Annotated in this window: 36 protein-coding genes, 1 tRNA gene and 1 pseudogene; 13 read left to right on the forward strand and 25 right to left on the reverse strand. The window is 42.5% G+C overall.

Translation table 11 applies throughout. The features are described from left to right. Nucleotides 1–31 precede the first annotated feature (31 nt). The 3 genes from racE to ACSQ8P_RS25260 all read right to left on the reverse strand — a co-directional run bounded on the left by racE (nt 32) and on the right by ACSQ8P_RS25260 (nt 2,469). On the reverse strand, nt 32–841 hold the full coding sequence (gene racE, locus ACSQ8P_RS25250; protein WP_436237703.1) for a glutamate racemase: 810 nt from the start codon (nt 839–841) through the stop codon (nt 32–34). Between the two features lie 113 nt (nt 842–954). Continuing rightward, the gene (locus ACSQ8P_RS25255; RefSeq protein ID WP_436237704.1) at nt 955–1,959 is read right to left on the reverse strand and encodes a polysaccharide deacetylase family protein; all 1,005 of its coding nucleotides are present in this window, start codon (nt 1,957–1,959) and stop codon (nt 955–957) included. Between the two features lie 90 nt (nt 1,960–2,049). Further along, nucleotides 2,050–2,469 carry a disulfide oxidoreductase gene (locus ACSQ8P_RS25260; protein ID WP_436237705.1) on the reverse strand — a complete coding sequence of 140 codons (420 nt, stop codon included), beginning with the start codon at nt 2,467–2,469 and terminating at the stop codon, nt 2,050–2,052. Between the two features lie 208 nt (nt 2,470–2,677). On the opposite strand from ACSQ8P_RS25260, the gene ACSQ8P_RS25265 reads away from it, so the two are divergent. Both ACSQ8P_RS25265 and ACSQ8P_RS25270 read left to right on the forward strand, forming a co-directional pair. Continuing rightward, nucleotides 2,678–3,340 (forward strand): helix-turn-helix domain-containing protein, encoded by a 663-nt coding sequence (locus ACSQ8P_RS25265; protein WP_436237706.1) that lies wholly within the window; start codon nt 2,678–2,680, stop codon nt 3,338–3,340. Nucleotides 3,341–3,459: 119 nt separating this feature from the next. Then, nucleotides 3,460–4,587, forward strand: coding sequence for a phosphodiester glycosidase family protein (locus tag ACSQ8P_RS25270; RefSeq protein ID WP_436237707.1), 1,128 nt, complete (start codon nt 3,460–3,462; stop codon nt 4,585–4,587). A 55-nt stretch (nt 4,588–4,642) separates the two neighbouring features. Here the strand turns inward: ACSQ8P_RS25270 and ACSQ8P_RS25275 are convergent, their stop codons facing one another. Next, nucleotides 4,643–5,008: a YtxH domain-containing protein gene (locus ACSQ8P_RS25275; protein WP_436237708.1), complete on the reverse strand. Its 366-nt coding sequence runs from the start codon at nt 5,006–5,008 to the stop codon at nt 4,643–4,645. Nucleotides 5,009–5,022: 14 nt separating this feature from the next. After that, nucleotides 5,023–5,469 (reverse strand): DUF948 domain-containing protein, encoded by a 447-nt coding sequence (locus tag ACSQ8P_RS25280; protein ID WP_436237709.1) that lies wholly within the window; start codon nt 5,467–5,469, stop codon nt 5,023–5,025. Nucleotides 5,470–5,649: 180 nt separating this feature from the next. Here ACSQ8P_RS25280 and ACSQ8P_RS25285 point away from each other — a divergent pair, with 180 nt between their 5' ends. Continuing rightward, entirely contained in the window at nt 5,650–6,285 is a 636-nt protein-coding gene (locus ACSQ8P_RS25285) for a bifunctional 4-hydroxy-2-oxoglutarate aldolase/2-dehydro-3-deoxy-phosphogluconate aldolase (protein WP_436237710.1), read from the forward strand. A 66-nt stretch (nt 6,286–6,351) separates the two neighbouring features. Here ACSQ8P_RS25285 and ACSQ8P_RS25290 read toward each other — a convergent pair whose 3' ends face one another. From ACSQ8P_RS25290 to ACSQ8P_RS25300, 3 genes are all read right to left on the reverse strand, one after another. Next, entirely contained in the window at nt 6,352–7,605 is a 1,254-nt protein-coding gene (locus tag ACSQ8P_RS25290; RefSeq protein ID WP_436237711.1) for a S1C family serine protease, read from the reverse strand. A gap of 650 nt (nt 7,606–8,255) precedes the next feature. Further along, nucleotides 8,256–8,888, reverse strand: coding sequence for a helix-turn-helix transcriptional regulator (locus ACSQ8P_RS25295; RefSeq protein ID WP_436237712.1), 633 nt, complete (start codon nt 8,886–8,888; stop codon nt 8,256–8,258). A gap of 83 nt (nt 8,889–8,971) precedes the next feature. Continuing rightward, complete coding sequence (locus tag ACSQ8P_RS25300) at nt 8,972–9,403, reverse strand: DUF86 domain-containing protein (protein ID WP_436237713.1); 432 nt, start codon at nt 9,401–9,403, stop codon at nt 8,972–8,974. Between the two features lie 269 nt (nt 9,404–9,672). Between ACSQ8P_RS25300 and ACSQ8P_RS25305 the strand changes: the two genes are divergently transcribed. Continuing rightward, nucleotides 9,673–10,734 carry an acyltransferase gene (locus ACSQ8P_RS25305; protein ID WP_436237714.1) on the forward strand — a complete coding sequence of 354 codons (1,062 nt, stop codon included), beginning with the start codon at nt 9,673–9,675 and terminating at the stop codon, nt 10,732–10,734. Nucleotides 10,735–10,745: 11 nt separating this feature from the next. Here ACSQ8P_RS25305 and ACSQ8P_RS25310 read toward each other — a convergent pair whose 3' ends face one another. After that, nucleotides 10,746–11,411: a tetratricopeptide repeat protein gene (locus tag ACSQ8P_RS25310; RefSeq protein ID WP_436237715.1), complete on the reverse strand. Its 666-nt coding sequence runs from the start codon at nt 11,409–11,411 to the stop codon at nt 10,746–10,748. 157 nt (nt 11,412–11,568) lie between these two features. Here ACSQ8P_RS25310 and ACSQ8P_RS25315 point away from each other — a divergent pair, with 157 nt between their 5' ends. Beyond that, nucleotides 11,569–11,832 carry a hypothetical protein gene (locus ACSQ8P_RS25315; protein WP_436237716.1) on the forward strand — a complete coding sequence of 88 codons (264 nt, stop codon included), beginning with the start codon at nt 11,569–11,571 and terminating at the stop codon, nt 11,830–11,832. Between the two features lie 17 nt (nt 11,833–11,849). On the opposite strand, the gene ACSQ8P_RS25320 is transcribed toward ACSQ8P_RS25315, so the two are convergent. Then, nucleotides 11,850–13,667 (reverse strand): ABC transporter substrate-binding protein, encoded by a 1,818-nt coding sequence (locus tag ACSQ8P_RS25320; protein ID WP_436237717.1) that lies wholly within the window; start codon nt 13,665–13,667, stop codon nt 11,850–11,852. A 291-nt stretch (nt 13,668–13,958) separates the two neighbouring features. Here ACSQ8P_RS25320 and ACSQ8P_RS25325 point away from each other — a divergent pair, with 291 nt between their 5' ends. Next, nucleotides 13,959–14,108 (forward strand): hypothetical protein, encoded by a 150-nt coding sequence (locus tag ACSQ8P_RS25325; RefSeq protein ID WP_436237718.1) that lies wholly within the window; start codon nt 13,959–13,961, stop codon nt 14,106–14,108. Here ACSQ8P_RS25325 and ACSQ8P_RS25330 read toward each other — a convergent pair. Next, nucleotides 14,086–14,604, reverse strand: a complete 519-nt coding sequence (locus tag ACSQ8P_RS25330; RefSeq protein WP_436237719.1) for a VanZ family protein — start codon at nt 14,602–14,604, stop codon at nt 14,086–14,088. The genes ACSQ8P_RS25325 and ACSQ8P_RS25330 overlap by 23 nt on opposite strands. Before the next feature lie 19 nt (nt 14,605–14,623). Further along, nucleotides 14,624–14,911: a hypothetical protein gene (locus ACSQ8P_RS25335; RefSeq protein WP_171633970.1), complete on the reverse strand. Its 288-nt coding sequence runs from the start codon at nt 14,909–14,911 to the stop codon at nt 14,624–14,626. A 213-nt stretch (nt 14,912–15,124) separates the two neighbouring features. Between ACSQ8P_RS25335 and ACSQ8P_RS25340 the strand changes: the two genes are divergently transcribed. After that, nucleotides 15,125–15,197: transfer RNA gene (locus tag ACSQ8P_RS25340), tRNA-Ala, on the forward strand. Between the two features lie 169 nt (nt 15,198–15,366). Here ACSQ8P_RS25340 and ACSQ8P_RS25345 read toward each other — a convergent pair. From ACSQ8P_RS25345 to ACSQ8P_RS25370, 6 genes are all read right to left on the reverse strand, one after another. Next, nucleotides 15,367–15,558 (reverse strand): helix-turn-helix domain-containing protein, encoded by a 192-nt coding sequence (locus ACSQ8P_RS25345; RefSeq protein ID WP_436237720.1) that lies wholly within the window; start codon nt 15,556–15,558, stop codon nt 15,367–15,369. Nucleotides 15,559–15,621: 63 nt separating this feature from the next. Continuing rightward, nucleotides 15,622–16,125 (reverse strand): ArpU family phage packaging/lysis transcriptional regulator, encoded by a 504-nt coding sequence (locus ACSQ8P_RS25350; protein ID WP_436237721.1) that lies wholly within the window; start codon nt 16,123–16,125, stop codon nt 15,622–15,624. Nucleotides 16,126–16,209: 84 nt separating this feature from the next. After that, a complete protein-coding gene (locus ACSQ8P_RS25355; RefSeq protein WP_436237722.1) occupies nt 16,210–16,512 on the reverse strand; it encodes a hypothetical protein in 303 nt (100 codons plus the stop codon). Then, nucleotides 16,481–16,666 (reverse strand): hypothetical protein, encoded by a 186-nt coding sequence (locus ACSQ8P_RS25360; RefSeq protein WP_436237723.1) that lies wholly within the window; start codon nt 16,664–16,666, stop codon nt 16,481–16,483. The genes ACSQ8P_RS25355 and ACSQ8P_RS25360 overlap by 32 nt, the downstream gene beginning before the upstream one ends. A gap of 24 nt (nt 16,667–16,690) precedes the next feature. Then, entirely contained in the window at nt 16,691–16,855 is a 165-nt protein-coding gene (locus ACSQ8P_RS25365) for a hypothetical protein (RefSeq protein ID WP_436237724.1), read from the reverse strand. Beyond that, nucleotides 16,836–17,087, reverse strand: a complete 252-nt coding sequence (locus tag ACSQ8P_RS25370) for a hypothetical protein (RefSeq protein WP_436237725.1) — start codon at nt 17,085–17,087, stop codon at nt 16,836–16,838. The genes ACSQ8P_RS25365 and ACSQ8P_RS25370 overlap by 20 nt, the downstream gene beginning before the upstream one ends. A gap of 153 nt (nt 17,088–17,240) precedes the next feature. Between ACSQ8P_RS25370 and ACSQ8P_RS25375 the strand changes: the two genes are divergently transcribed. Together ACSQ8P_RS25375 and ACSQ8P_RS25380 are read left to right on the forward strand one after the other, a co-directional pair. Continuing rightward, the gene (locus ACSQ8P_RS25375; protein ID WP_436237726.1) at nt 17,241–17,408 is read left to right on the forward strand and encodes a hypothetical protein; all 168 of its coding nucleotides are present in this window, start codon (nt 17,241–17,243) and stop codon (nt 17,406–17,408) included. 175 nt (nt 17,409–17,583) lie between these two features. Then, nucleotides 17,584–18,138 carry a CBO0543 family protein gene (locus ACSQ8P_RS25380; protein WP_436237727.1) on the forward strand — a complete coding sequence of 185 codons (555 nt, stop codon included), beginning with the start codon at nt 17,584–17,586 and terminating at the stop codon, nt 18,136–18,138. A gap of 287 nt (nt 18,139–18,425) precedes the next feature. Here the strand turns inward: ACSQ8P_RS25380 and ACSQ8P_RS25385 are convergent. The 4 genes and pseudogenes from ACSQ8P_RS25385 to ACSQ8P_RS25400 all read right to left on the reverse strand — a co-directional run. After that, nucleotides 18,426–18,755, reverse strand: a pseudogene (locus tag ACSQ8P_RS25385) (terminase large subunit); the annotation flags it as partial. Then, nucleotides 18,715–19,104, reverse strand: a complete 390-nt coding sequence (locus tag ACSQ8P_RS25390) for a P27 family phage terminase small subunit (RefSeq protein WP_436237728.1) — start codon at nt 19,102–19,104, stop codon at nt 18,715–18,717. The pseudogene ACSQ8P_RS25385 and the gene ACSQ8P_RS25390, both read right to left, overlap by 41 nt. Nucleotides 19,105–19,356: 252 nt before the next feature. Beyond that, nucleotides 19,357–21,039: a stalk domain-containing protein gene (locus tag ACSQ8P_RS25395; RefSeq protein WP_436237729.1), complete on the reverse strand. Its 1,683-nt coding sequence runs from the start codon at nt 21,037–21,039 to the stop codon at nt 19,357–19,359. A gap of 234 nt (nt 21,040–21,273) precedes the next feature. Continuing rightward, on the reverse strand, nt 21,274–21,603 hold the full coding sequence (locus ACSQ8P_RS25400) for an HNH endonuclease signature motif containing protein (protein ID WP_436237730.1): 330 nt from the start codon (nt 21,601–21,603) through the stop codon (nt 21,274–21,276). A 576-nt stretch (nt 21,604–22,179) separates the two neighbouring features. Between ACSQ8P_RS25400 and ACSQ8P_RS25405 the strand changes: the two genes are divergently transcribed. Continuing rightward, complete coding sequence (locus tag ACSQ8P_RS25405; protein WP_436237731.1) at nt 22,180–23,049, forward strand: AbiJ-NTD4 domain-containing protein; 870 nt, start codon at nt 22,180–22,182, stop codon at nt 23,047–23,049. Here the strand turns inward: ACSQ8P_RS25405 and ACSQ8P_RS25410 are convergent. Continuing rightward, nucleotides 23,046–23,690 carry a hypothetical protein gene (locus tag ACSQ8P_RS25410; protein ID WP_436237732.1) on the reverse strand — a complete coding sequence of 215 codons (645 nt, stop codon included), beginning with the start codon at nt 23,688–23,690 and terminating at the stop codon, nt 23,046–23,048. The genes ACSQ8P_RS25405 and ACSQ8P_RS25410 overlap by 4 nt on opposite strands. 66 nt (nt 23,691–23,756) lie before the next feature. Then, nucleotides 23,757–24,215 (reverse strand): hypothetical protein, encoded by a 459-nt coding sequence (locus ACSQ8P_RS25415; protein WP_436237733.1) that lies wholly within the window; start codon nt 24,213–24,215, stop codon nt 23,757–23,759. A gap of 95 nt (nt 24,216–24,310) precedes the next feature. Between ACSQ8P_RS25415 and ACSQ8P_RS25420 the strand changes: the two genes are divergently transcribed. Continuing rightward, nucleotides 24,311–24,496, forward strand: a complete 186-nt coding sequence (locus tag ACSQ8P_RS25420) for a hypothetical protein (RefSeq protein WP_436237734.1) — start codon at nt 24,311–24,313, stop codon at nt 24,494–24,496. Between the two features lie 58 nt (nt 24,497–24,554). Further along, complete coding sequence (locus tag ACSQ8P_RS25425; RefSeq protein ID WP_436237735.1) at nt 24,555–24,758, forward strand: hypothetical protein; 204 nt, start codon at nt 24,555–24,557, stop codon at nt 24,756–24,758. 33 nt (nt 24,759–24,791) lie between these two features. Here ACSQ8P_RS25425 and ACSQ8P_RS25430 read toward each other — a convergent pair whose 3' ends face one another. Continuing rightward, entirely contained in the window at nt 24,792–24,998 is a 207-nt protein-coding gene (locus tag ACSQ8P_RS25430) for a hypothetical protein (protein ID WP_436237736.1), read from the reverse strand. Between the two features lie 62 nt (nt 24,999–25,060). Here ACSQ8P_RS25430 and ACSQ8P_RS25435 point away from each other — a divergent pair, with 62 nt between their 5' ends. Beyond that, entirely contained in the window at nt 25,061–25,648 is a 588-nt protein-coding gene (locus ACSQ8P_RS25435) for a TetR/AcrR family transcriptional regulator (protein WP_436237737.1), read from the forward strand. The last annotated feature ends 2 nt before the right edge of the window (nt 25,649–25,650 follow it).

Consider the following 25,650-nt stretch of genomic DNA (forward strand, 5'->3'; position numbering starts at 1 on the left):
AAATAGACCCATAAGGGTCTATTTGCATTGCTTAAATAATAGTCGGCACCTGCCACACGACAGGCATGAACGCAATATATTCCTTGAGCCAGTTCTCCGCAATCTGCCGGAAAACAGTTGGCGTACCACTGCAGAAAAACTGGTGAATCGGAATTTCTTGGGATTTCGTTTGTATGCCTCTCTGAGAAAGGATCGTACTTATATCTCTGGCTGTCTCCTCCGCCGAAGAAATTAATGTCACTTTAGGACCCATAACTTGAGAAATGGATTCCATCAAAAATGGGTAATGGGTACATCCCAAAATTAAACAATCGATCGGCTTATCTTTTAAGGGACTCAGGGATTGCTCCACGATTGTATGCGCACGATCACTACTAAAAAGTCCACTTTCAACAAATGGAGCTAATAACGGACACGCCTCACTATAGACATGGATATCAGGCGAAATCTGCTTCAACGCCGTTTCATATGCTTGACTGCGAATCGTTCCATCCGTGCCGATGACACCGATCATACCGCTTCGAGTCATTTTGATTGCTGCTCTTGCTCCTGGTGAAATCACACCTACCACAGGAATCGAGACACGCGCACGTATGTCTTCTATCGCGACCGCAGTCGCCGTATTACAGGCGATCACAATCATTTTGGGATTAAACTGAAGTAAGTAGTCTACGATTTGACGTGTAAAGTGACGAACTTCATTAGCAGGACGAGGGCCGTATGGGCTCCTAGCCGTATCTCCAAAATAAATGACTTTTTCATGCGGCAGCTGTCTCATGACTTCTTTTACAACAGTTAATCCTCCGACTCCGGAGTCCAGTACGGCTATCGCTTGCTGCACACATATCCGCTTCCTTTGCCGGTTGATAAATTCATATAAACCACATGGTTAGGATATGTGAGGCCAAGCTTAAAGGTACCAAGAGTACTACACAGTTTTCGACCAAATCTTCTTTACTTTTTAGGCTGAAGCTCTGTCACAAGTCCGAATTCATACCCTTTCTTCTTGATTTCTTTACAAATACGATCCAGCGCCTGCATGTTCTCAACAGAACCCTGATGCATCAAAATCACGTTACCCTCATGTAGATTATTCATAATATCGTTGTACGGATCCTCAGCGCCATTCGCTCTAGGTTCCCAGTCACGCATAGCCGTAGACCAGAATACAGAGGTATAGCCCATTTCCGATACCAAGCTTAAATTATGAGAATTATAGTGCCCGTAAGGGAAACGGAAGTAGTTTCCGACCTCTTTACCGGTAATTTGCTTATACACGACTTCAAAATCCTTAATTTCCTTGCGTATCTGATCATCGGTCAAGTCATTAAAATCCGTATGTGTCATCGTATGGTTTGCTACAAAATGACCGTCTGCCACAATTCTTTTCAAATATTCCGGGTTCTTCTTGATGTTGTTTCCAGTGATAAAAAAGTTCGCTTTAACATTGTTCTCTTTGAGTGATTTCAGCATGAGATCAACCTCAATGAGAGGTCCTCCTGCATCAATGGTTAAATAAACCTTTTTCCCCGTCCCTACCCAGACCGCTTTCTGATCACTGGTAAAGGATTTGGTTTCATGCGGGAAATCAGGAACTTGACCTGTTTTCTTCTTCATATAGTACCAGGAATACGGCGTTCGATCTGCTGGTAAAGGCTTCGTTTTAGCAGGATCAGTTGTGGCTTTAGGTGTTGCGCTTGGCGACGGTGTCGCTGATGATGGGCTTGGCGTCGCGCTCGGTAATGTCGTTGTCTGCGGTGTTGTCATAGGTGTCGTTGTTGGCGATGGCTTAACCATTTGCGCAGGAGAAGGTGTTGGCGAAAATTTAGGGGAGATTACAGGTGAAGCTTTGGAAGCCGCTTCCTTGCCGCCAGGGGCAGATAGGCTTATGTCTGCACAACCGACCAACGTAACACTCAGTACGATCAGCAGTGCAGCTTTATGGGTAAGTTTAGTCATGAGTTACACCTCGGGTAGGGAATGGATTCTTCTTCCATGCCTATTCGACAGTGACTGACAAATTACCTGCCTAACTTTAGATTTCTGGGGTTATTTCGTAGCTCGATAAGTCAAATATTGTAAAACGGTAATGAGGATAAACGCTGTTCCTGCCAGCATCGGAATGGTGATAAATCCAAGCCAGTTTAAGTAATCGGTATCACAAGCAATAGGACCGCAGCCTGTACCTGTTTCTTTGAAAACACCATTTTGCAATAATACGTGATAGATCGAGATGCAGGCTCCCCATATGGTTAAAGGCAGCACATAAATAGTTAACTTGTAATCTCTGCGGACTGCTGCGATACCTAGAATAATAACCAATGGGTACATAAGTATACGCTGATACCAGCACAGTTTACACGGTGCTAAATGCATGATTTCCGAAAAATATAAGCTTCCTAGCGTCGCAACTAAGGCAACTAGCCAGGAAAGATGCATGCCGTTGTCTCTCAGCCATTTGTTTGACATGATGAAATCGTCCCCTCTCTTCTACCCTATTATAAAAAAATAGAAGAAAGAAGTCACGGTTTTGATTCTCGCGACCTACTAAATTCGCATATTGCTTACGAATACTATAAGATGTTCACATTCCGCTCAGGTAATTAGTACCAATAAGTGCTAGAAACGTTTCAATTTTGCGCCAATTCAATTACAATTAACATATGGAGGGATTCCTATGATGAAGCAATTTGAAGGATTCGGTAAATTTTTGGAGAGCTTACGAGGAAAGATGTCCTTACGTGAAGCTGCAAACAAGAGTGGCCTGTCCCATGCCTATATTCGAGATTTAGAATTAGAGCGTAACCGTTCGACGAATGAAAAGATTAAGCCATCCCCTGTCACGTTAAAGAAACTGTCGGATGCCTATAAGTTTTCGTATACAGATCTTATGGAGAAAGCTGGATATCTTGAAAAAGGTAACCAAGACAGTCAATCGACACCTTTGACTCTTCCCCTGGCGGACATCCTTTTTATAGAACTTGGTTCCACCGAAATGACTTATCATACGCGGATCGGTAATCGCACGATTCCAATGCAATCACTATTAGATTTCAGTCATTTCCTAGATCAGCTAGAAGATCAAGGCTTTAAGAAAATGGATACGGATCTATTCGTCAATCTGTCTCACGTTAAGAAATATGATGCCCAAGCAGGTAAGCTTTATTTCGATCCGCTTGGTGTGAGTCTGAGCGTGACGATTGCTGCTTTGCGCCAAAAGAAATACCATGATCTTATCTTACGCAGTGTCGCCTATCATGCCGGGAACGATCTTGAATTTCATTGGGATACAAACACGACAAAAGGCTCTCTACTTTCCTCACTTCAACGACAAAATTAAGCATTTTACAAAAAAAGGAGAAAATTTTCAGGAAATTCTGAAACTTATTCTCCTTTCTTTTCGTCTTACTAGTTGACAGCGAGGACCTGATTAGCGTTAGAGAGGATAGATGCCTAACTATGGCTGTTCAACAAACAACCGCCCAACAGACTACCCTGCATACCCGCGTAAAGCACAAACGATCTGCAGGAATACGCTTTTTGTCGTATACAATCCTTACGATTACAATTCTTGCAATCTTAGGTTTAAGTTGGTTTTTCCTGACAGCTTCGGGCTCGAGCCTACGTTTCATGATGGCAGATACCATCATCACCACACAGCATCGGGATTGGGCCAAATATTTAATTGGCACATCCGAGTTGCAGAAACGTGTAGCCGCATATACGAAAAGTTTTGACGAAATGGGTACGGAGAAGGATTTAGGACTTGTTGAAATCGCACCTCTGCCGTCCTATACGCCTTCTGAAGTAGTAACCCCAATAAAGAAAGATTTAGTAACGATCGAGAACATCTCGGGTCCCAATTTCAAAGGTAAGCTAGTAACCATTTCAGACCCTACCAAGCTTCGCATAGCAGTGCCAGAGAAAGCAGGTAAAGGTGAGAAAGTGTCCTCCATGGTCAAACGTACCGGGGCGATCCTCGGTGTGAATGGCGGTGGATTTATTGACCCGAACTGGGAAGGCAATGGCTTTCAACCAGAAGGCGTTGTGATCTCAGGAGGCAAAATCTTCTACAACGACAAAGGTATGAACGGTACTGTACAGATCGTTGGGATTGATAAGCAAGGCCGAATGATTTCAGGAAAATACAAAGTATCTGAACTGCTCGAAATGGGCGTCCAAGAAGCTGTTTCCTTCAGCCCTCGGTTCATCGTAAATGGTGTTGGCCAAGTCAAAAGTCAAGCAGATGGCTGGGGCATCGCACCACGAACGTGTATGGCTCAAACGAAGGACGGAGCGATTCTATTTGCCATCATTGATGGCAGACAAACGCACAGTATCGGTGCAACGCTCTATGATGTTCAGGAAATTTTCTTAGCGCATGGCGCGATTACCGCGGCGAACCTGGATGGGGGCGCTTCAACCGTGTTGGTTCACAATAATGCTATTATTAATAAACCTTCTAGTGAATACGGAGAGCGATATCTCCCTACTGCATGGCTGCTTTTTGATCATCCAGAGACCGCTGATATTAAGAATGTATGGGAAGGGCTGGATATTAGTAAAATTGATCCTTCCAAATGGTAACAACAAAGAAGCAGAGCAATCCTAGAAGGAGCGCTCTGCTTCTTTGTTTAGAAATCTAGCGGCCTACGATGACCAAATCTTCTGCGGCTTCCGATGCTGCGATCTCGTCTTGGATGTCATCCTCAGATTGCGAATCCTTCCAAGAGCGAACTGTCTCGACTACGCTTGCTGCTGTGTCCTTGGCTTTACCTACGAGATCCGTAGTTGTTGTACTCACTGTTTTGGCAGCTGCTTGTGTTTTTTGACTAACCGTACTGGCTAGTTGCACGGTTTTGTCACTAACTACGGTAGCTCCCTCTGCAATATCACTCCGTAGTTCACGACCTGATTTCGGTGCGAACAGCAGCGCTGCTGCCGCCCCAACTAAACCGCCTACGACTGCACCGATGAGAAGATCTTTTCCTTTTTTTCCATTGGACATGTGATATCCACTCCTTAATGATCTGATTTCGCACTCCGCTGCGCCTGCCATCTCTGCCATAGCTCATACCCTGTGGTTGCCCATTCCATGATGTCGTAAATACGCTTCTGGTGCGTATGTACGACCTTTTCCGCACCTAGTAAGGAATCGTTCATCATGCGTGAGGCTTTGCTTAGTAGGGAAGCGACTTCCCCAACTGCCTTCCCTGCCTTTTCAACCGATTGCATACTTGGCTCTAAGGCAAGGACTTGCAAATGTACCTCTTCCGTAAGCTGCCCTAATTGCTTCATTAGATTCTCCGCATGCTCTGTCGTATGGACAACCTGCTGCTTAACTTCAATAACCGTGTCCCCTAACAAGCGAAGCGCTCGCGTAGCTGTAATGAGCATTCGAACGATAAACACAATGAGCACTAAACAAGCAACTGCCAAGCTGACGATACTGATCTCACTCCATGTCATGTAGGTCACCTCCTGTGAGCTGAAAGCTGTGAGGGTTGATGAGGCTTCTAGACGAATGCCTATGAATTACTACAGTATAGGTAAGTAGGGCTTGTTTTGACACAAACGGATTGGAAAAATTTCTGGAACCTGTCATAATGAATACCAAATGCATCGTATTTGAGTTGGGGGAATCGAGAAATGAACCGAGAACAAGGCTTACAAGAAATTGAGCGTACACGTATCATGGCAATCGTCCGTGGCGTACAAGAGACACACATACTCTCTGTTGCTGAAGCACTCCACCAAGGTGGGATCACCGTTATGGAAGTAACCCTAAACACACCTGGTGCTCTCACCATGATTACCAACCTTCAGAAACAATGGGGAGAGCAAATGTTCATCGGAGCCGGTACTGTGCTGGATTTGGAGGACGCCAAGCGAGCTGTTGCTGCTGGAGCTGCATTCCTGGTTACACCGAATTTGGATGAGGATGTCATCCGTTGGTCCAAGCAGGAAGGGATCCCAATCTTCCCAGGGGCTATGACGCCGACCGAAGTTGTGAAAGCATGGAAAGCCGGTGCTACGGCCGTTAAAATATTCCCAAGTGCAAGTTTAGGTTTGCCTTACATCAAAGAATTGATGGGGCCATTGGATACAATCCCAATGATGGCTGTCGGTGGCGTAACCGAAGGAAACATCAAGCAATTTCTGAACATCGGCTGTTATGGCTTAGGTATTGGCGGCTCGCTCATTAATTTGAAAGAAATTGAAGCCGGCAATTTCGGCTGGATCACGGATAAGGCTGTTCAATTGCTCGCGGCGTCGCGCGCATGATTATGAGAAAACGGAGCCCGCGAATGATCGCTGCTCCGTTTTTATTTAGGCATCTTCGTGGACTGTTTAACCTTGATAAGCCGCGACTGCGTTTTTATCTCCAACTTCTACGGAAATGTCCTTCGTTTGACCATCGCGCGAAATCTTCACCTTCAAAGCATCCCCAACTGCCGCGGCTTGGACCGCTTTCGTCAGTTCCTCTGTATTCGCAATTCCTTTACTGTTCACTTCCGTAATGACATCATACTGGCGAATTCCTGCTTTGAAAGCTGGAGAACCTTGCTGCACTTCAGCAACTACCACACCATTAGTGCTGCTTATTTTCAAATCCTGCAGCATGTCATCGGTAATATTTTGCAATGCTACACCAATGTAGGGTGCTGGATCTTTCGGGATGGTTTCGTTGTTTTTTAATTTATCTACAACCAAGCTAATGGTGCTTGCCGGGATGGCAAAGCCCATTCCCTGTGCTTCGGCGTTGACAGCCGTATTAATCCCAATGACTTCACCATTCAAATTCAATAACGGACCACCGGAGTTTCCAGGGTTTATGGCCGTATCCGTTTGTAACAAATGCTTGTAATTACGTGTCCCTTGCTCATCATCAATGCTGATTTCGCGTTCCTTGGCGCTTAAAACACCTGTTGTAACAGAGTAATCAAAGTCATACGGATTACCAATCGCAACAACCCACTCGCCTACTTCTGCAGCATCCGAATCCCCGATTTTTAGCGCTGGAAAAGCTTTGTCCCCTTGAATTTTGAGTACAGCCAAATCTAAATCATAGCTGCTCCCAAGCAGCGTCGCTGTAAATGGGGTATCATAGCCTTGTACGTAAACATCGATTTCGTCTGCGCCTTCAATCACATGCTCGTTCGTTAATATATAGCCGCTATCTTCAAAAATAAAGCCAGATCCGATTCCGTTCTCAATCGTATCTCCACTTTGCGATCCTTGCTGCTGCGAATTTCTTCGAGTGCTAGGTGTACTTGTTTGCTTGACTTTCGTTTCAATTTTGACAATGGCCGGACTCGACGCCTTCGTAATTTGTGAAATGCTATTGGTCCCTAAATTGTTCAGCGACGCAGTTTGGACACCGGCTGCTGCTGTGTTCACTGCTGCAGCCGCGGTTGCGTTGGACTGCACCGTTTGAGTATCATAGCCAAAAAGGTTCAATTTGTCTGAAGTAAACATCAACCCACCAACGACAACTGCCCCCGCCATAAAAGCTGCAAAAATTGGCTTGACTCTAGAGCTGCTTGGTTTGTTTACAACTTTTATGTCATTCAAGTTCACGTTATTGTTCATATCTTCATTCATACGATTACCGCCTCTCGATTGCTATCATTTTGTTATCTTGCTGATAGATCAAGTATAGACCGCCAACCTGAAGTGTTACTTAAATTAGGCTGATAGCTGTATGAATGCTAGCTGAAAGTATGCTGAAGGGTTGGCGGGCACCTGTAAGTCGATTTTTTCGACTTACACAGCTCCAATTGTCTCTAGGCGCACGTGTTAAGTAGATAATTAAAAAACCTGATCTTGGGACACATTTGTCCACAGAATCAGGTCTTTTTTCGAAAAATATTAATTAATGGATCCGGCTTTACTTAGGAAACGTGGAGTTAGTCGGTTTCATCGACTAACTTCTCTTACAATTGCCTCTGCCGCTTTCGAGTTAGTCGGTTTCATCGACTAACTCCTCTCCATTTCCCACTGGCGTGCTCGAGTTAGTCGGTTTCATCGACTAACTCCTCTCCATTTGCCTCTGGCGCGCTCGAGTTAGTCGGTTTCATCGACTAACTTCTCTACAATTGCCTCTGACGCGCTCGAGTTAGTCGGTTTCATCGACTAACTCCTCTCCATTTCCCACTGGCGCTCTCCCATCGGGGCTATTTTGCCGAAAACTTATACTTTCCTATGTGATAAAAAAAAGATAAGCAGACACTGTCTGCTTATCTCCTTCAAAGCTATTTATTTTGACGTATGATATACACACATTTGTTAGCACCTTTGGCGAGACACTCAGTACGTTCTACTTGGGCATCTAGCAAATTACGGAACAACGATAATTCACACTGACATGCCTGCTGAAACGTATTGGCCACCTTAGCAATGGGACAGTTGTGCTCATTGAAGATATAAGCATCGTCACCTTGCGCGTACCAATCAACCATATAGCCATTCTCATTCTGAATGTGCGCTAATTCAGCCACGCGATCTTCTAAGCTTTTGGCTTGCATCCTTGACTGATAGCGAGCTTCGAGCTTCCCCTGTCTGCCTTCAAAGAGCCGTTCGATTTTATCTTGACCTTCGTCTTCTAACAACTCGTCTAATAAATCCAACGTTAACTGTGAATATTTCTTGGGAAATAATTCATCCGCCTGAGGCGCTAAGGTATACACGCTTGTAGGACGTCCCATTGCTTGCCTTACGAGCTTAGCTTCGAGCAAATCATCCTTCTCCATCGAATGAATATGTCGTCTTACGGCCATCTCTGTGATCCCGAGTTGTTTGGCCATATCTTGAACACTTAACGGTCCTTGCGTTTTGAGCATGGAAAGAATCACTTTACGCGTCGATGTTTCTAGTGTTTGATTCATGCTCTCACCTGCCTTCGGACCTCATTTAGGTCTCATTTTACAGCATCACAGGCAATAAGTAAATTATGAAACACTTATGTATGTTATGCCAATTCACTCTTAATAAATGCGCGAACAGATGCCGCGAATTCCTCAAAAGCCGCTGGGAGTTTAGGTATTAATGGATGCAAGTCTTGTCGATGCCATTCCACAAAATCTTGTACAAGCGGTTTACGCAACTTCACTAATTGTAGCAACGTCTCTGTCAAAGACTCTGAATAAGCGCCTTCTCCATGTACGATTTCTACAATATCCTCATAGCTGCTTGCATCTCTTAATATAAAAGCATCAATGAGCAAGCTCCCAATATCCGTCACGGTTTCTATCGCCAAATGAAGTACTCTTTCTTGCGAAAACTGCCAAGTCAGATCCTTCTTACCTTGTGCCCACTGCGCCTCTAATTGCTGACTCGCCTCAGCTAGTACTGACAGAAACTGAATGCGCCCATCAATTTGTTCATGATTAATAAAATACATGGTCTATCTCCGTCCTCTTTTTCGCCATTTCGTCCATACCAACATTGCAAAAAAAGTGATAATAACCAAAAATATGAGCAAAACCGCCTGCATCAAATATTCATAACTCACGTTCATTCACCCTCTTGATTGATCTCTTTACATGCTATCAACAGTTTATCTCGGGTAGGTGAGAGCGTCAAGCCACGCGGGCTTTCATTCCTAAAAGCATTGTCCTCCTATAGGGATCATGTTACAGTGAAACGAGAGAAAAAAGGAGAATTTACCGGATGCTATCTAAGCCCAAACTGTCAGAAATCGACATCGTACGCGCGCTTGCCATCTTTGCCGTCGTACTCATTCATGGTACCTCTGGCGCCACTCAACTTCCTGTTCGAACAGGCTCGCAGGCTTTTTTTTTCATCCTGAACAAAGCTAGTTTGTTTACCGTTCCTTTGTTCATCTGGATTAGCGGTCTTGTCTTGTTTTATTCGTATTATGACCGTTGGGAGCCCAAGATGGCACGTGTTTTTTGGATAAAAAGACTGCAAAAGATATTAATCCCTTATGTCATTTGGTCCATCTTCTATTATTTGTATAATCAAATCATGTTTCATGGCACGATACAGGTCGATGCGTTTCATTTAATTAAATTGCTCCTTTCGGGCAATGCGAGCTATCATCTCTATTACATCGTCATAATTGTTCAGTTCTATGCGCTATTCCCCTTGATGATTGCTGCGATAAAACGTTATGCGTGGCTGCGTCGCGGCCTGATTCCTCTAGGTATCGGCATTCAAGCGGCTTCCTATACCTTTCATCATTGGGTAATCCCGTTTCCTGAATATGCCACGTTGTGCTTAAGCTATACGGCTACGTTCTGCTTCGGTGCCTTCATGGGCATCTATTATCCAGCGGTAGTGACTTGGGCGATTCGTTACAAAAGGTGGATATGGAGCGCCGTCTATGTAACTGGTGGCGCTTATGTAGGCATGCTCCTGCTTCAGCAATATGGTCTCGCTATGATCGAAAATACTTGGTTCGAGCTGGCGCTGCTCGCTTACTGCCTGACCATCCCACTCGTCTGTGTGCCGTGGGCGCGCAAACAGCTCGCGCGCGGCTCACGCTTCAGCGCCTTCTTATCTGCCTTAGGCGCAGCCTCCTTCGGCATCTATCTCGTGCATCCCGCGATTCTCACCCTGTGGGATCGCGTTACGCCAGAGCCAGTGCCTGGGAGCATCTGGCTCTATGATGTGCACACCGCAGCAGCCGTACTTATCGGGCTGCTAGGCGCTTTGCTGCTCGCGCGCGGCTACGCTCGCGCAGTCCAAAAAGGTTCCGCTCGCAGATGAGCGGAACCTTTCTATTTCATGCGCGCTAGCCAGGCCCAGCGCCGCTGCTGTCTGCGGCTGTAGCGTGGCAAGCCGCGGTAAATGTCCAGCGCTTCGCGGTACGCGCGCTTGGCGTCTTCCTGGCGGCCGAGCTGCTGATACAGCTGGCCGAGTCGGTAGTAAGCCTCGACCGACGAGGAGTGCAGGTCGCGGAAATGTTCAATAAACTGCGCCGCCCGCTCCGGTGCAAGGGGAGCCAAAGCCTCGCCGAGGCGCAGGTAGGCTTCGCCATATTTTACACGAGGATTGAGTTCAATCGCTTTCAGCATAAAGGTTTCACCCTCGGCTATTCGACCTAGTTTCAGCAGACAAAGTCCAATTTCGTAATGAACATCGGCAGATTCCTGCATGATCGGCAGCGTTTGCTCCAGGTAAGGCAGTGCTTCTTGATATTTTTTGCGTTCAATTAGAATTCGCGCTAGGTCCAGCTTCGCCGAGGTATTGTGCGGGTTCGCATGAAGATCAATTCGCAGACGAGATGCTTTCCGTCTTAGCTGAAACGGCCTCCAAATATTCGGCAGGATGCCAACGTATCTTCTATCCAATACGTATAGAATAATGAGTAAAATGAGCAGCGCTAGAAACGGATTACCAACGATCCTCCAGAGTAATCCAAATAGTAGTATTTTGATAAGCATGGTGTATTCCCCCTTTTCAACTTCCTTATACTACCATATTATGCTGATTTTGTTCACCCCTCCCCTAAGAAAAAAAGGTTGTTAAGGCAAGGAGCTTCTACCATTCGAGATTTTTCACCAGCAGTGCTATACTAGAAAGAAAAAAGGGAGCTTTGACATGAAAGATTCGCATAAAGCTACATGGCTTAAGAGAAAGAAACTAGGTCGTTCTAGATATTTAATTATGTTCGGGATCGTGCCTTGGGGAATCGGAGCAGCGCTCCTCACAACCTTGCTTGAATATATAAGCTTCCAATCCATTAATTCCGCTTGGATTCCTATTCGATTAATCGTATTCGCATTCATCGGCTTTTTCGTTGCGAATGGGCGCTGGGTAGCGATGGAACACCACTTTGAGGCACCTGCTCCTAGACGACCGTAAGGTCGTTTTTTTCATACTCAAACACTTGGCGTAAACCAAATTTGCCGGAAATCAATCCAGCCTAAATCGTTGATCGTTACCCCTTTAATCGAGTCATGATACGTCGTTTGTTGAGAGCGATGAAGTACGAAAAGAAACGACTTTTCCTCCTGAAGCTCGGCAATCAGCTGATGTAATTCACAAATACGCTCATCCAGGTTAGGATTACTCAGAATCCCCTCCATTTTCGAATCCACCCACGCCAACCGCTCTTTATTCAAATGTGCACGTACATAGCTGTTGCTTTGTTTCAATGTTTGAATAATATGAAGGTCATAATTGCTTTCCATGCAAATGTGATAAAAAATAAGATCAGCTTCGTCAATCGTATCCATCTGCGTCATGTCGGACTCACTCCGAATCGTGATCTCGATGGGAATCCCAATCAGAGCGCACTGCCGGCAAATCCACATGGCATCCTCATTGTTATTCCGATAGACATACATATGTAACGTCTCGCCGTTGTAGCCCATTTCATTTAGCAAACGCTTTGCTTCCGCAATATCCGTCTTAGACCTCACTAAAGGCTCCATCGTCGGGATAAAACTGCTTGCTGGTGCTTCTCGAAAACCGCCAAGCTCTCCAATCATACGCTCACGATCTATGACTAAATCAACCGCCTCACGAAAGTTACGATGGTACTGCGGCCCTCTCTTCTTGCGATTAAAGGTTAATAAACTGCACCCCATAATGGTTTGTTCAATTTGATGCCATTCCGAATCTTTATCAATCGCGCCTACTGGCTTACTCGAATTCGATTGCCCGCGATACACTTGGACCTTATCCCAGCTTGGTGTTGATTCTTGCAGATCCGATGGCAGCAGCCAGAATTCGATAAGATCCATATGCGGCCTAACACCAAAATAACTATCAAACGCACGCAGCTTGCAAATGAAATCATCGTTTCTCTCCAGCCTGAACGGCCCCGTCCCAATGGGCATTCGCCCAAAAATCGATTCATTATCCCGGCAAATTTCCTCGGGAACAATAGCCATCGAGGTATGTGCCAGCTGTTGAAGGAACAGCACATTCGGCTGGCTTAATTCGATGGCAATAGCGCTTCGATTAAGCACGGTAATCGCCTCAATGCTTTCGGTCATCCATCCTTGCGTAGCAGACTGACCAAGCTTCTTTAATCGGAACAAAGAGTAACTTACATCATGCGCTGTCATCTCTCTGCCATGATGAAAAAGCACACCTTTCCGCAAATAAAAAGTATAATGTAAGCCATCCTCGCTGATTTCCCAGTAGTGAGCCAGATGCGGCTCGATCACCTGCGTCTGCGGATTATAGCGTATGAGGGTATCGAAAATTTGACTCACTAGATGGAAATCAAAAGCAAAAAAAGTGTGAGCAGGATCCAGCGTCACCAACCATTTGTAAACAGGCACACGCAATGTATCCTTAAACCGCTCCTCATGCTCAACCGCCCGGTAGCCAAAAAAGCTGAACAACCACTCGATAAAGGAATCCTGAAGTGCTTCTCCCTTGCCTAGTTGATGAATCAGCTCAATCGTGCCTAAATAATCGCCTCGATTCGCAAGCGCCACCGCTTGTTTCGAGATCATGTCTTCCGAAGAGACCAAAAATGTAAGCTCTGAAATGTTCCCTCTGCCCCGTCCGGGTTTCCAGGAAATCCAGTTGTGGTCACTCATTTTTTTCAATAAAATCTTCACATTCCGTGTCGAGCAATATAATCTTTCCGCTAATTCTTCTAGCGTAATGGGCTGTGGTTTATGCTCAACACCATGTTCAAAACCCGCGCGTAGCTCCAGAAAATGAGTGAGTAGCTGCATCTTCAACGTCCTTTCTATGAGAAAACTTCTATCGAAGCATTTCAAAGTTGAGCGACCGCTATTCTACCCCACAAAGTGAAGCTAACCTTCGAAGCTAATTCCGATTACATTGTGGGGACCCCAGGAGAGGTAAGTTTTATCGCCAAATTGAAAGACGTTTTCGGGTACCGAAAACTTAAACTTTCTATTGTGGTAAAAGGGGAAATCATTGAAGTGAATTATACTCTTTTTGTTCCCCTTATTCTAGCGTAAACTAAGCGTATCAGGAAAAGAAAGGAAAGTGACCCTCATATGCAACCAACAGACCTCTATGTATCAGAGAAATTAATGGAGTGGCAACAGCACGATTTGGAAAGCCAGTCCCGCGAGCATTGGAAATGGCAATCCGTTAGAAAAAGAAAAGTCTATGTCCTTCTAACTAGCTTATTCTTCTGGATTTAATTCGATTCCGTATCGTAACTACTAACACAATCAGAATGAGCGCACACAGAATACCAACTCCGTCGACGACTACATCGATGCCGTGCCCCGTTCGGTCCTTCACGAACGATTGATGCCATTCATCCGACATTGCGTAGAGCAATGAGATTAGGAAGGAGCTGAACAAAGCTATGTTCATTCTGACAGGTTTCGCAAGTAAAGCTATTGACCAAAGCAGGGCAAGCACAGCGTATTCGCTAACGTGCCCTGCTTTTCTTATGAAAAATTCAATCAAATTAATGGGGTCTTGCCATGATATCACCTGATGATCATAAGTAAATTTCACTTTGGGGATATGCTCTTTCAATTTATCAGTGGAAAATTTCGATTCCAAGTATGGCTTTAAGCTCTGCTGCTGGTATGGCTCGGAAGACTTCATATAGATGAAAGCCATCCATAGAATGGCTGCCACTAGGAACACGTAGAATACCGTCTTCGATCCTGTTAACTTCGGCATAACGGCCCCTTTCTCTCTCTTACGGATTCATTTTTTTACGAATACTGAATAAAGCAAAGAATTCAATAACCATTAAATTCACTGCGGATACGCCATAGAACGCCATCCCAAACATCATCTGAAACTGATCTGTCGTTACGGACTTCCACCACAAAGCTGCAAGGCCCGTCAACACAATATTTAACGCCGTCGTAATCCAAAACGAGAATCCTAAACGGTTCGTTTTTCGCATCAAAAGAACACCAATCACAAACGGCACAACGAAAGCGATACCCAAGTAAATCCAATACAACACTGCGTTTGACACTTCTACGTCACTCCCAAACGATCAACTAGTTTATACTACTAGGTTAGCATGAAAATACGCATGAAAACAACGTTCGGCCTCCCTTTGCAACAGAATCGACATACAGCATCTAAGATACACATTTGCTAGAAAAATCCTGAATGACAGGTATTGCCTGCTGCGATATATTCATGTATAATACAAAAAGTCGACGCTTCTTGTAAGCGACATCACGGGGCCTTAGCTCAGCTGGGAGAGCGCATCGCTGGCAGCGATGAGGTCAGGGGTTCGATCCCCCTAGGCTCCATACCGAAAAACCCTTGAGGAATCAGGGGTTTTTCTTATTTTTACTATCATGAATTTGGTGCCTGAAATCAAATTGGTGCCATATTGGTGCCCGTTAGTCCACTAAAGCATAATTTGGTGCCATTCTTGGAACAAAAAAAAGAGAAGGGTTATCCCCTCCTCTATCTTATCTATGCACCTTGCAGCCACTTCTTAAATATCTCTTTATCCACGAAAACTCTTCTACCGACCTGGACGACATGAAACTTTCCCGACTTGAGAAGGTTATAAGATTGATCTCGGCCAATCCCTAAAAACTCTTTAATATGATCCGCGCTTAATACTTCTGGATACTCTTCAAGACTTTTCTTGGGTTCACTCATTCTCATTACTCCTCTCTCGAACGTTTGCTTACTTATATCTAATGCAATCACCAGCTTGTATGATTACTTCTCTTTACTCGTCTTCTTCTCCACCACTACGCTAGCCTTATAAACCTCAATATCCAGCGCCAGCGCAATCTTATAAAACGCCTTATTCCGAATCTTTCTGTAGAACGTCTCACCGATCGGCGGACTGAACTCATGGCAGTAAACTTGATAGTCCGTATGATAATCAGTTTCATCGGTCAGATAACGTTTCTCCATCAAAAACCGTTCAAGCCTCGGCAACTTTCTAACTGCTGCTTCTAACCTTTCACAGTGCTTCTTCCTTCTAACCGGTTCATCGACATTGTAGATCGCGATATTGGCGGTTTGATCAGTTGTCACGTTCGAGCGCTGGCTCTCGCTAACACCATCGCCATAGGCTGCTGTCATTGTTGCCTCGCGCTCTTCAAAAACAATGTGCTTATACATCCGGTATTCTGCCAAATACCGCTCAACTGCCTTTTGTGTCAACTCTCTATCGATGTCCTTCAGAAAGTCATCACCCAAACTCAACTGTGCCAATTCAAGGGTCACTCCTTTGCTGGGGAGCTATTCTCCGTTACATTTACTTGCGTCGATGCTATTTTTCGTTACCTTGTGGGCAGACTAAGCCCTCAATACATCAACCTTCGACTCAATCCATTGCTCGATGCGCTCAACATCCTTCATGAGCTCCAGAAGTGTTTCTGCAGTGCTCTGCTTGATCTTCAAGTTCATGAGGAATTTACAGCAACCTTTACCCGTCATGAAGTTGCCTATTGTTGTTGATAGCTCAATTTCTTTCTTCGTCTTATCGTCGATCCGTGTTCCATTGTACAGTTTCACTTGATATCCCAATGAGTCAGACTCGATTACCAGCTTACCTTTTACCTCATCATCAATGATTAGTTCCTCGTTGAATACTTTCATTTACATCATCCTTCCCACATATTGGATAAGTCCGTACAATCTCTATAATCTCTTTCAACGACTCTTCACTGGACAAGTCAGGATCATAAACATAACCCTCGATATATTTGCGTAGCTTCTTGATGAGAAAATCTTCTGTTTCGTGGTTTTCCATTGCCCCAGCTCCTACCAGCCAGTATTAACTTTCCTGCTTAATGTTCCCGACTGGCGTGATAATCGTTGTATATGCGTCGATCTCGATTACTGCTTCTTTCTCAATGCTGTAGTACTCGGTCACTGTTCCACTCTTGCCAGCTAAGGCGCCTTTGAGGATTGTAGCGGGTTCATTTAAGGTTGGTTTCATCGTATCCTCCTTTATTGATCATTCCGGCAGGTGCACTCAGACCATACTTCTCAATTGCACTCAGCAGAAGCTTGCGGCTACATTGCCCGATCCGTTGATGACCTTGTGCATCGCGCTCGCTTTTCCGATAATATACTTGCTCACCTTCGATGGATATAATTTCGCGCTGCACCACGGGGCTATCTGCATATTGCCGAAGTTGAATCACCTGACCAACTTGTAAATCACTCACCAGTACCACACTCCTAAGATCCTCCGTATTCAAGACGTTGGTTATTTCTCATGAATTTCTCATGAATTTCTAATGAATTTTTTGCCACACCTTAACATATAGCCTTGGACCAATGGATATAAATTGAGTAAAAGGAGGCGAAGGCGCCCAATCATGACGAAACAGTATCAAATGACAACTCAGCAGGAGCTTATTGAAATCGTTCAAGCTTGTGTTGAGCAAAGACAATGGAGTGCTGCAATGAAGTTAATCGAACTTCTTCAGAATATGGAGCATGAAAACAAAAATTCTGTGTTAATAGAGGTAAAATCAGCACCTTAGTCTAGAACTAAATGGAAATATTTAGAATATATTGATATTAGCTCCTTTGTTCTGCACTATCTTTTCTAAACACCTCTATCCTGTCGGGGGTGTTTTTTTTATGTTCCTCAATATTTCAAACGGTTCGTATAAAACCGAATCAATTGCAAATAATACCTCCATTGGGGGTTACTTTATGGATAAAAAAGACATTGTCAAACTCATAGATGAAAACACCGAACAAATTCAATCTTTAATTCAAGTAAAAGTACATAATTGGCAAGCATATGTCCTTTTTTCAGGTTTATGGTGGTTTGGCGTCATTTTATCTGTAGTTCCTTGGATAATTTGGTTCTTTGTAAGAAAGAAACATAGCACCGATCGCATTTTGTATGTCGGTTTTTTTGTAATGGTCATTTCACTTGTACTCGATATACTTGGCGATCAATTTGGTTTCTGGCATTATAGGTTTAATGTTATTCCAATTCTTCCAACATATTTTCCATGGGATATAACGCTAATGCCTTTAACAATAATGTTCCTTATCCAAGTTAAACCAAAAGCGAATCCTTTTTTTAAAGCAATACTGTTTGCTCTACTTACTTCATATGTTGGAGAACCGTTAATAAAATGGATGATGATTTACAACCCTCTAAAGTGGAAGTATACCTTTTCTGTTCCGATTCAATTTGCAATTTATTTGATTGCTCACTATATAAGCAAAAGGGATAAGTTTCAAAAAATAACTTAATATAGACCGATGTATTTCAGTATTCAAACTTGTCCGTCGGTTTCCTAAGTTCAATTCGGCTCATGAGGGTTACGCCATTCTGTTGGAAGAGGTTGACGAAGCGTGGGTTGATCATCGTCAATGTTTGTATGATACGCAAGACGTGGTGCACTGTTCTCACTACTACAAGGAATTGCTGTACCACTCCAATCTCTCAAAAACAATATTCGGATTGATTATGGGATATCTGTATTGAATCGTTCAGCTATCAACTTATACAGATTTTACTATATCTCATCAAGCAACAAGTATGCTTCCATCGCTGTATCGAAAACTACCCATCCATACAAGGATCCAATGACGAAGTGTTGCCATGATTGCAGCTCAAGTCTATCGAAGTCACCCTGTGAAGGTTTACAGAATTGCTCGATGTACGTTACTGGACGGTAGCCTTTTTCCTCATCAAACACGTAAGGGAAGCCCTTAGTATCCTGCCGCTTCAAGTCGTTTAGATGGCGTTCGCAAGCTTGATAAACCTTTTTCGATGTGACTATTAAGTGAGCAACGACTGCTCTGGCGTAATCTGTGGTTTGGAGTCTAGAATTTTTCGAAGTCGTCTCGCTTGTCTTTATCGCCATCACTGTCGCCACCTTCCAACTTAACAAGGCCTGCGACCTTCCGATCTGATGCCGGTGTAAGCTTCAGTTCAGCTTGTAATTTTCGCTGCTGCTCAACGATCTTCAGTACAGCATCAACAGATTTATTGGATCTGTACATCTCTTGAGTGCCGTTTTTGAACAATTCTACCGAGCCACGCTTCCGGATATCCTCAATATGAGCCCGTTTCAATTGCTCGAGTAGCACCATATTATCAACCAGCATGATCGTTCGTTCACTCAGATTGTTGTCTATTTCAAGCTCTCTGACAAGAATCTTGAATAACTCTCTCGCTGCAACCGTCGTTATTATTGCTTTGTGTTTAAACATTGACCCCCCCCCCTCTCATATGAATTTTTGGTCTGCGCCGAAAACGAAGGGCCCAGCCGGTCCTTTGGCTCTCCAAACCTCAGAATCGAGGGTAGGGGGGAATGTCCTGACTGTGACGACTATTCGATCACCCGGACCTCTCAACGCCTCATAAGGTTTTAGGAAAAATGAAAAAAATAGGGCATACCGACTTATTAATTACAGTCAAATTTGCCCTATTTTATACTTTGAAGTCAAATATTGCTTATCAAGTTACTGTGTATTAATTAATACAGTATTTGTATTTCCATCCCAAGAAACTTTAGCTCCAAATGATTCGCTTATGAATCTAACTGGAACCATTGTTTTATCTTGGATTATAACAGGAGCTTGATTTAAAATTATTTGTTTTCCATTAACTGTCGCATCAGTGGAGTTAATTTTTAATGTAATTGTTGTATCAGCTTTTGTTGCTGTAATGGTTTTCGTCAAATCATTCCAAACAACCTTTGCTCCTAATTCTTCGAAAATTTCCCGCAAAGGGACAATTGTAGAATCATTCTTGATCAATGGTGGTTGATCTAATAAAATTTCTTTTCCGTTTAGATTTAAATGAATACTTGAATCAATAGTGAATATTTTACCATCAGATTCAATTATATATATTTTATCTTCAGGCGAAAGTGAATAACTCATTACTCCTGAACTCTTCAAACTCCAGTTCACTTCACCGTTTTCTGTGGTGAGTGATTTTATTTCGTAGCTATCTTCGGATTCCACCGATACAAAAATTTGTTTTCTGTCTTTGGATGGAATGAAATTGGAAACATCAAAACTCCATTTCTCATTCCCCGACTGATCTAATAGATGGAGTCTCTGGTGATAATAAAGAGAGTTGTCTTTTCTGCGCATATTTTGAATAGGCTCATTAAATAGAATTGAAGAGTTAGCTAATACTATGGGATACCCATATCCATTATCTGAATCTTTCTTCCAAACTAGAGTTCCATCGGATGTTAACTTATTAATCCTATTGAAATTCATAAAATACAAGTTTCCGTATAAATCAAATTGGATACCGCTATAATACCCCCATTGATCATCAATAAAATCCCACTTTATATTTCCAGTTTCGGTGTCAATTGCTAATACTCTAGTTAGGAATGTAGCTCCGCTGTTCTGCGTAAGATCCTCAACACGGTATACGGTTTTATCTTGGGGGAAATTAGGTGATAACGTTACATTCGTGGCTCTACTATCGCTTCTTTTATCTTGGGATAATCTATATGAAAAGTCAATTTGCCACAACTCTTCACCATTAGGAGAGACTGAAATGAATTTTTTTTCATGACCAAAATTGTCTTCGAGATTTTTTATTAAAAATAAGTCTCCTTGTTCATTGATACTTCTAAACTCAAATTTACCAGCTATATTCCATTTTTCTATCCCATTTGTACCAAGTGAGATTAGTTTTGAGTTAGTGTTAAACACACCAGTAGAATCAGATTGTGAAAAGTAAATTGTACCTTCTTTTGCAACATTAAGAAGATAAATTCTTGTTTTTTCTTCTTCAGGTCTGTACGTCCACAAGATATTACCATTTAGATCTATCTTATTTAGCACATTGTTCTTTTGTGTAACATAAGAATCGTCGCTCGGTGACCAGTAAATGAGATCAGGGTTATTGAGGAATCCTAATATTTCTTCTCCTTGATTATTCAGTACTATTAATCTATTATCTCTTGTACTAAAACCTACATCGCGGAATGATGCTTTTAAAAAGATATCCTTTGTATTTGGAAAATGCAGGTTAATAAATTGATCTTCAAGTTTATTTACATTATGGAAAGGTACTTTCCTCGCAGGTTGAATATCGCTTGCTGTAGCCTCTAATGAATACGATAACGCTAAAAAACTGAAGCCAATTGAGAGCAAAATTTTCTTGAATTTTTTCAACGAAAGTTCCCCCTAATTACTTAATAATTGAAATTTAACAATGCACAAATTTAGGAAGAATGAAAGTATATTGATTTCCTGAATTTGTAACACCAGTTAATTATATCAATTCCAATTATTTCCGTCAGCAATTATTTAGGACTTTTGGCTCACTAATTTACTAGTAAAAGTCCAAATACAACCACTTAGCTCATAGATTGGTGTACTTCACACATATTTGGTTACTCAAACGAATCACCACCTCTCTGCATTCGCTTCAGACTTCACAACGACCGCCTTACGCTTCGACTGTTCCTTCTTCTTGCCTCCCCCACCCTTCTCAGGATGTTCCTTGTTATGGCACGAAGCACATACACTCTCAAGGTTGTCAGGTTCAAGCGCGAGCTCTAGGAATTCTTCGAAGGGGTTGATATGATGCACAATCGTTGCAGGTGTGAGTCTCTTCTTTCGCAAGCACGGTTGGCATAGGTGGTTGTCTCGGGTCAAAGCAAATACTCTACATTTCAACCATGCTGAGCTTTTATAGAATGGATTGACTTGCTTCTTTGAGAAGTCTCTAGCCATTACAGACCGCCATTAGACTTAAGATAGTCCATCCAAAAGAAGCAACAAAATATGATTGCGCAGATGAATAGTATCGTTAGCTCTTGCAAGATATCTCACCAACCTTTCCCCGAAATAGAAAAAGCCTATTCTCGAAAGAACAGGCTTCGTTATCGTATGTAGTTTATTTAGAGCATTAAAGCAGCGCCGCCAAGCGGTGACGTATGAGATAAGAGACCGTGGAACTCACCGTCGTTCCACACCTCCACTCGACCATTTCATGGCCGTTATGTTTTTCAATCTTTTTAATGACTGGTAAGTCTATAGGTCAAGAGCACACAATTGCTTCGCTCTGTGTTTAAGATCCTTGTACTTAGTAACTTAAGAGAAGAGAAGGACAAGGTCATTATACTCATAATGTTCTACCTCGCAAAATTCGATTTAAGGTCAAATTCAGCCGTTTTTGGCATGTTGGAGATACTCGATCTCACGAATACTTGTTCTTACGAACATTCATTCCACTTCATCACATTTTTATTTTTTGTGCTAGAATAAATAACAGCTAATAAATCATATATTGCGAGGGTGAAGATTAACGTGACATTTTCCCAGAGAAACGGTTTTTCAAACATCAGAACACAACTGCAGCTAAATCAGATTGATGGTCCTTTAAGAAACTCAATCTGGAATGTACTAGTCTCTTGCTTTTGGCCTAGAATTCTCCCCCAAGCTTATGAATACAATAATCAAACTCTAGATCTATTTATTAGAAGCCTATGGCGAGATTTCTATAAGATTCCTGTTGATTCTATCCCTAGAGATCTCTACCAAGCTGTTCAAATTGTAAGGAATGCTTACTTTGATGAAAAGTTGACTGAATGGTTCGTAATATACGATCTTCTCGAGTTTTGTGCTGCTCACCTTTCAAAACCTAGCTATCATACTTTTACAGTTACACAAGAGGCTTTCATTAGTATTTGTAACGACGTGTTTATAAGAGAGAAGTCTGGCTATAGATTCGTCGGAGATCTCATTACACCTTTAACCTCATCTCATGAAATTGAAGAAATAGAACGTAGCATAGAAGGCCCGTTTGCCGGCACATCTTCGCATATTAAACAAGCATTGAATTTACTTTCTAACAGAATTAATCCCGATTTTAGAAATTCTATCAAGGAATCAATCAGCGCAGTTGAGTCTACATGCAAAGTAATCACGAATAATCCAAGTGCAACTCTTGGAGAAGGACTTAAAAAACTGGAAGAGAATGATGTGAAATTACATCCAGCACTAAAAGACTCATTCAACAAGCTTTATGGCTACACGAGCGATGAGAAAGGAATCAGACACGGATTAGTTGATGACGATAATCAACTAAATTTCGATGACGCTAAATTCATGTTAGTATCCTGTTCAGCGTTCTGTAATTATTTAATTTCAAAAGTTTCCAAAAAAACTAACCACTAGCCCCCGCTGGTGGTTTTTTCTTTTTCTTTATATTCCGCCATTGAAACTTTCAAGTCACCAAGACCAAGATCAAAAGATTGTTTAATCTCTTTAAACTCAATATCTTGATACTTAATTGTTGATGTCATGATTTTGTTGGCGTACTTCTTTTGAAGATGGGCTGTCCAACTAAAATCAGCTCGTTCTTCTTCTCCAACATAGGTTGCGATTTCTAATTCTTTAAATTCCCCAGCTTTTAAAAAAATAATTCTATCTGCCTTGTATACAATAGGTAAATTAGGATCTAAGTGCAACGGTTCAAAATCAATATTTAATGCTGTCCCGTTACCGATATTAGTTACTCGGATTTTAAACTTTCCTATTTCAGGTGTAGGTTCTATTGCCAATAGAGGCTTAATCAATAATTCTGAATCTCTACGTTGTAGTTCTGAACTTTGCCTCTGTCGTTCAGAATCTTTTCGTTGAAGATTTACTGTGAAGATGAGCCCGGCAAAAGCTAAACCTGAGAACAATGCATTGACTGCCCCGAACATATCACCGAATGTCCCTCTTTCTGTCACATCTTTTAGTGAGTACCAAGCAAACAACCACAACAAAACTACTACTACCATAGGAATAATTAAATTCTTATAATGTTTCACAACTCTTGCCTCATCTCTTATTTAGTCGAAATTGGTTAATTCGACCTAGAATTGAGTAACCCTCTTTTAAGGATTCAACAACCTTTCGAGAAGAGCTTTGTCAGTGATAAGATTGTTCTTTTCACTCTCCAACCGCACAATCTCCTTCTGCTGATACTGAACACAATCAATCAATTCCTCGATAATCATTAACCGCCAATCAAACTTATCATCTGGACAATCATCGAGAGTGTGACCATACTTCTTCACACCTTTCTCCGTCTGCTTGTTGAAATAGTCGAAGATGCGGCCTTTTATGGTTTTTTTGTTGTATGTGTTGATCCTAATGTTTGCTATTGCGTCAGCAAGCGGCCTTATCGTCTTAGCAAAATCAGAATCAAGAGGTACGATACTTTCCCGTGAACCTTGACCTTCACCAATCCTTGTGAGGTTATCGGAACTTACAATTCCGCCAGCCGCCAAGGATAGCTCTTTCATTCTCTGTTCTCTGTATAATCTGTCCTCATTATCCCAATCTTGAGCCATTACTCATCCACCTCTCATTCCATCCTCTAAGCCCCTCAACGCCTTGTACAGCCATTTCCTAGCTACAGAAAGCTTTATACAACAAGGAGCCCGAGATGGATAAAATAGATCACTTGGAAAAACTCAACAATTGGATTAGAATCATCAGCCATAATTACATACTAATTATTGTTGCAGCAATTATATTCTTTGCTTGCAAATCACTGATCGGCTATCTGACCTACAGAAAATTTATGCGAGAATTAAAGGAAATCAAGCAACTCATTGAAGATAAGAGGTAATAATTTTCAGTTAAGCTCCTCAGTGTTCACTTGTAATGAATGCTTTGCATAAATTATTATGCAAGTACTCGTTCAGGGAAGTGGTCATTTGCAGCTATACTATTTAGCCTCCAAGCAAGACGTTATTGAACTCATCCGCGAATGCATTGATCGGGCAAACTACAATGCTGCCATTTATTTGCTCGAGATTATTCAGCAGATGGAGGAGGAAAACCGAGCCTCAGTACTTATTACAGTAGAAAATCATGACAACTCAAAGTGATTCTCTCCCAAGTCCCTCAATATTCACGAATGTTCAATATTCTTTGTCGTACCAAGTTACGTAATCACGGACTTGTTGCCATACCCATTGCTCAAATTCTTTATTAATTTCCGCATCGGTTACATCTAAAGGGTTTTTAAGTTCTTCTGAGTAATTGAAAGTAACAACTCCCTTAGCTGGCAGCGATGAGGTCAGGTTTCGCCCGTGCGGAAGATATTGACAATACAGCAGTTTAACCATATTATTAAAAACATGTTAGTTAGCACTAACTACAATTCATTAAACGAGCCGGGAAGGTAATTATGGAGAATAAGATGATCTTGGACAATAGAGCCAAATTGATGCAAGCAGCAATAGACCTAATGGCTGAAAAAGGCTATAAAGGCGTATCTACGAAGGAGATTGCAGCAGCAGCAGGCGTCAGTGAGATGACATTGTTCCGTAATTTCGGCAGCAAGCAAAACCTGCTCGATAAAGCAGTTGACCATTATCATTATTCGATTGAAATGACCAAAATTTTTAACGAGAAAGTAATATGGGACCTTGGATCAGACTTGCTCATGATTAGCCAAATGTATCATGAATTAATGGTTCGTAACCGAAAATTGTTCCTCATTGTATTGAGCGATAATGAATTGGCTGAAATCCGCGAAAAAGCACAAAAGCATCCTCGGAAACTATTGGAGTTATTGACGAATTATTTCATGGACATGCAGAGAAAGAACAAATTGGTTTCAACCGATGCGGAGATGCAAGCGATTACTTTCATGTGGATGAATTACGGGGCATTCATTTCACAGTTGTTTGTCAGTTCTGAGATTACAACAAAATCCAAGCAAGATATTATGAGATCAAGTATCGATTTGTTCGTCAGGGCGTTAAGCCCTTAATT

It is taken from the genome of Paenibacillus sp. LjRoot153 (genome assembly GCF_964253085.1).
GTDB lineage: Bacteria > Bacillota > Bacilli > Paenibacillales > NBRC-103111 > Paenibacillus_E.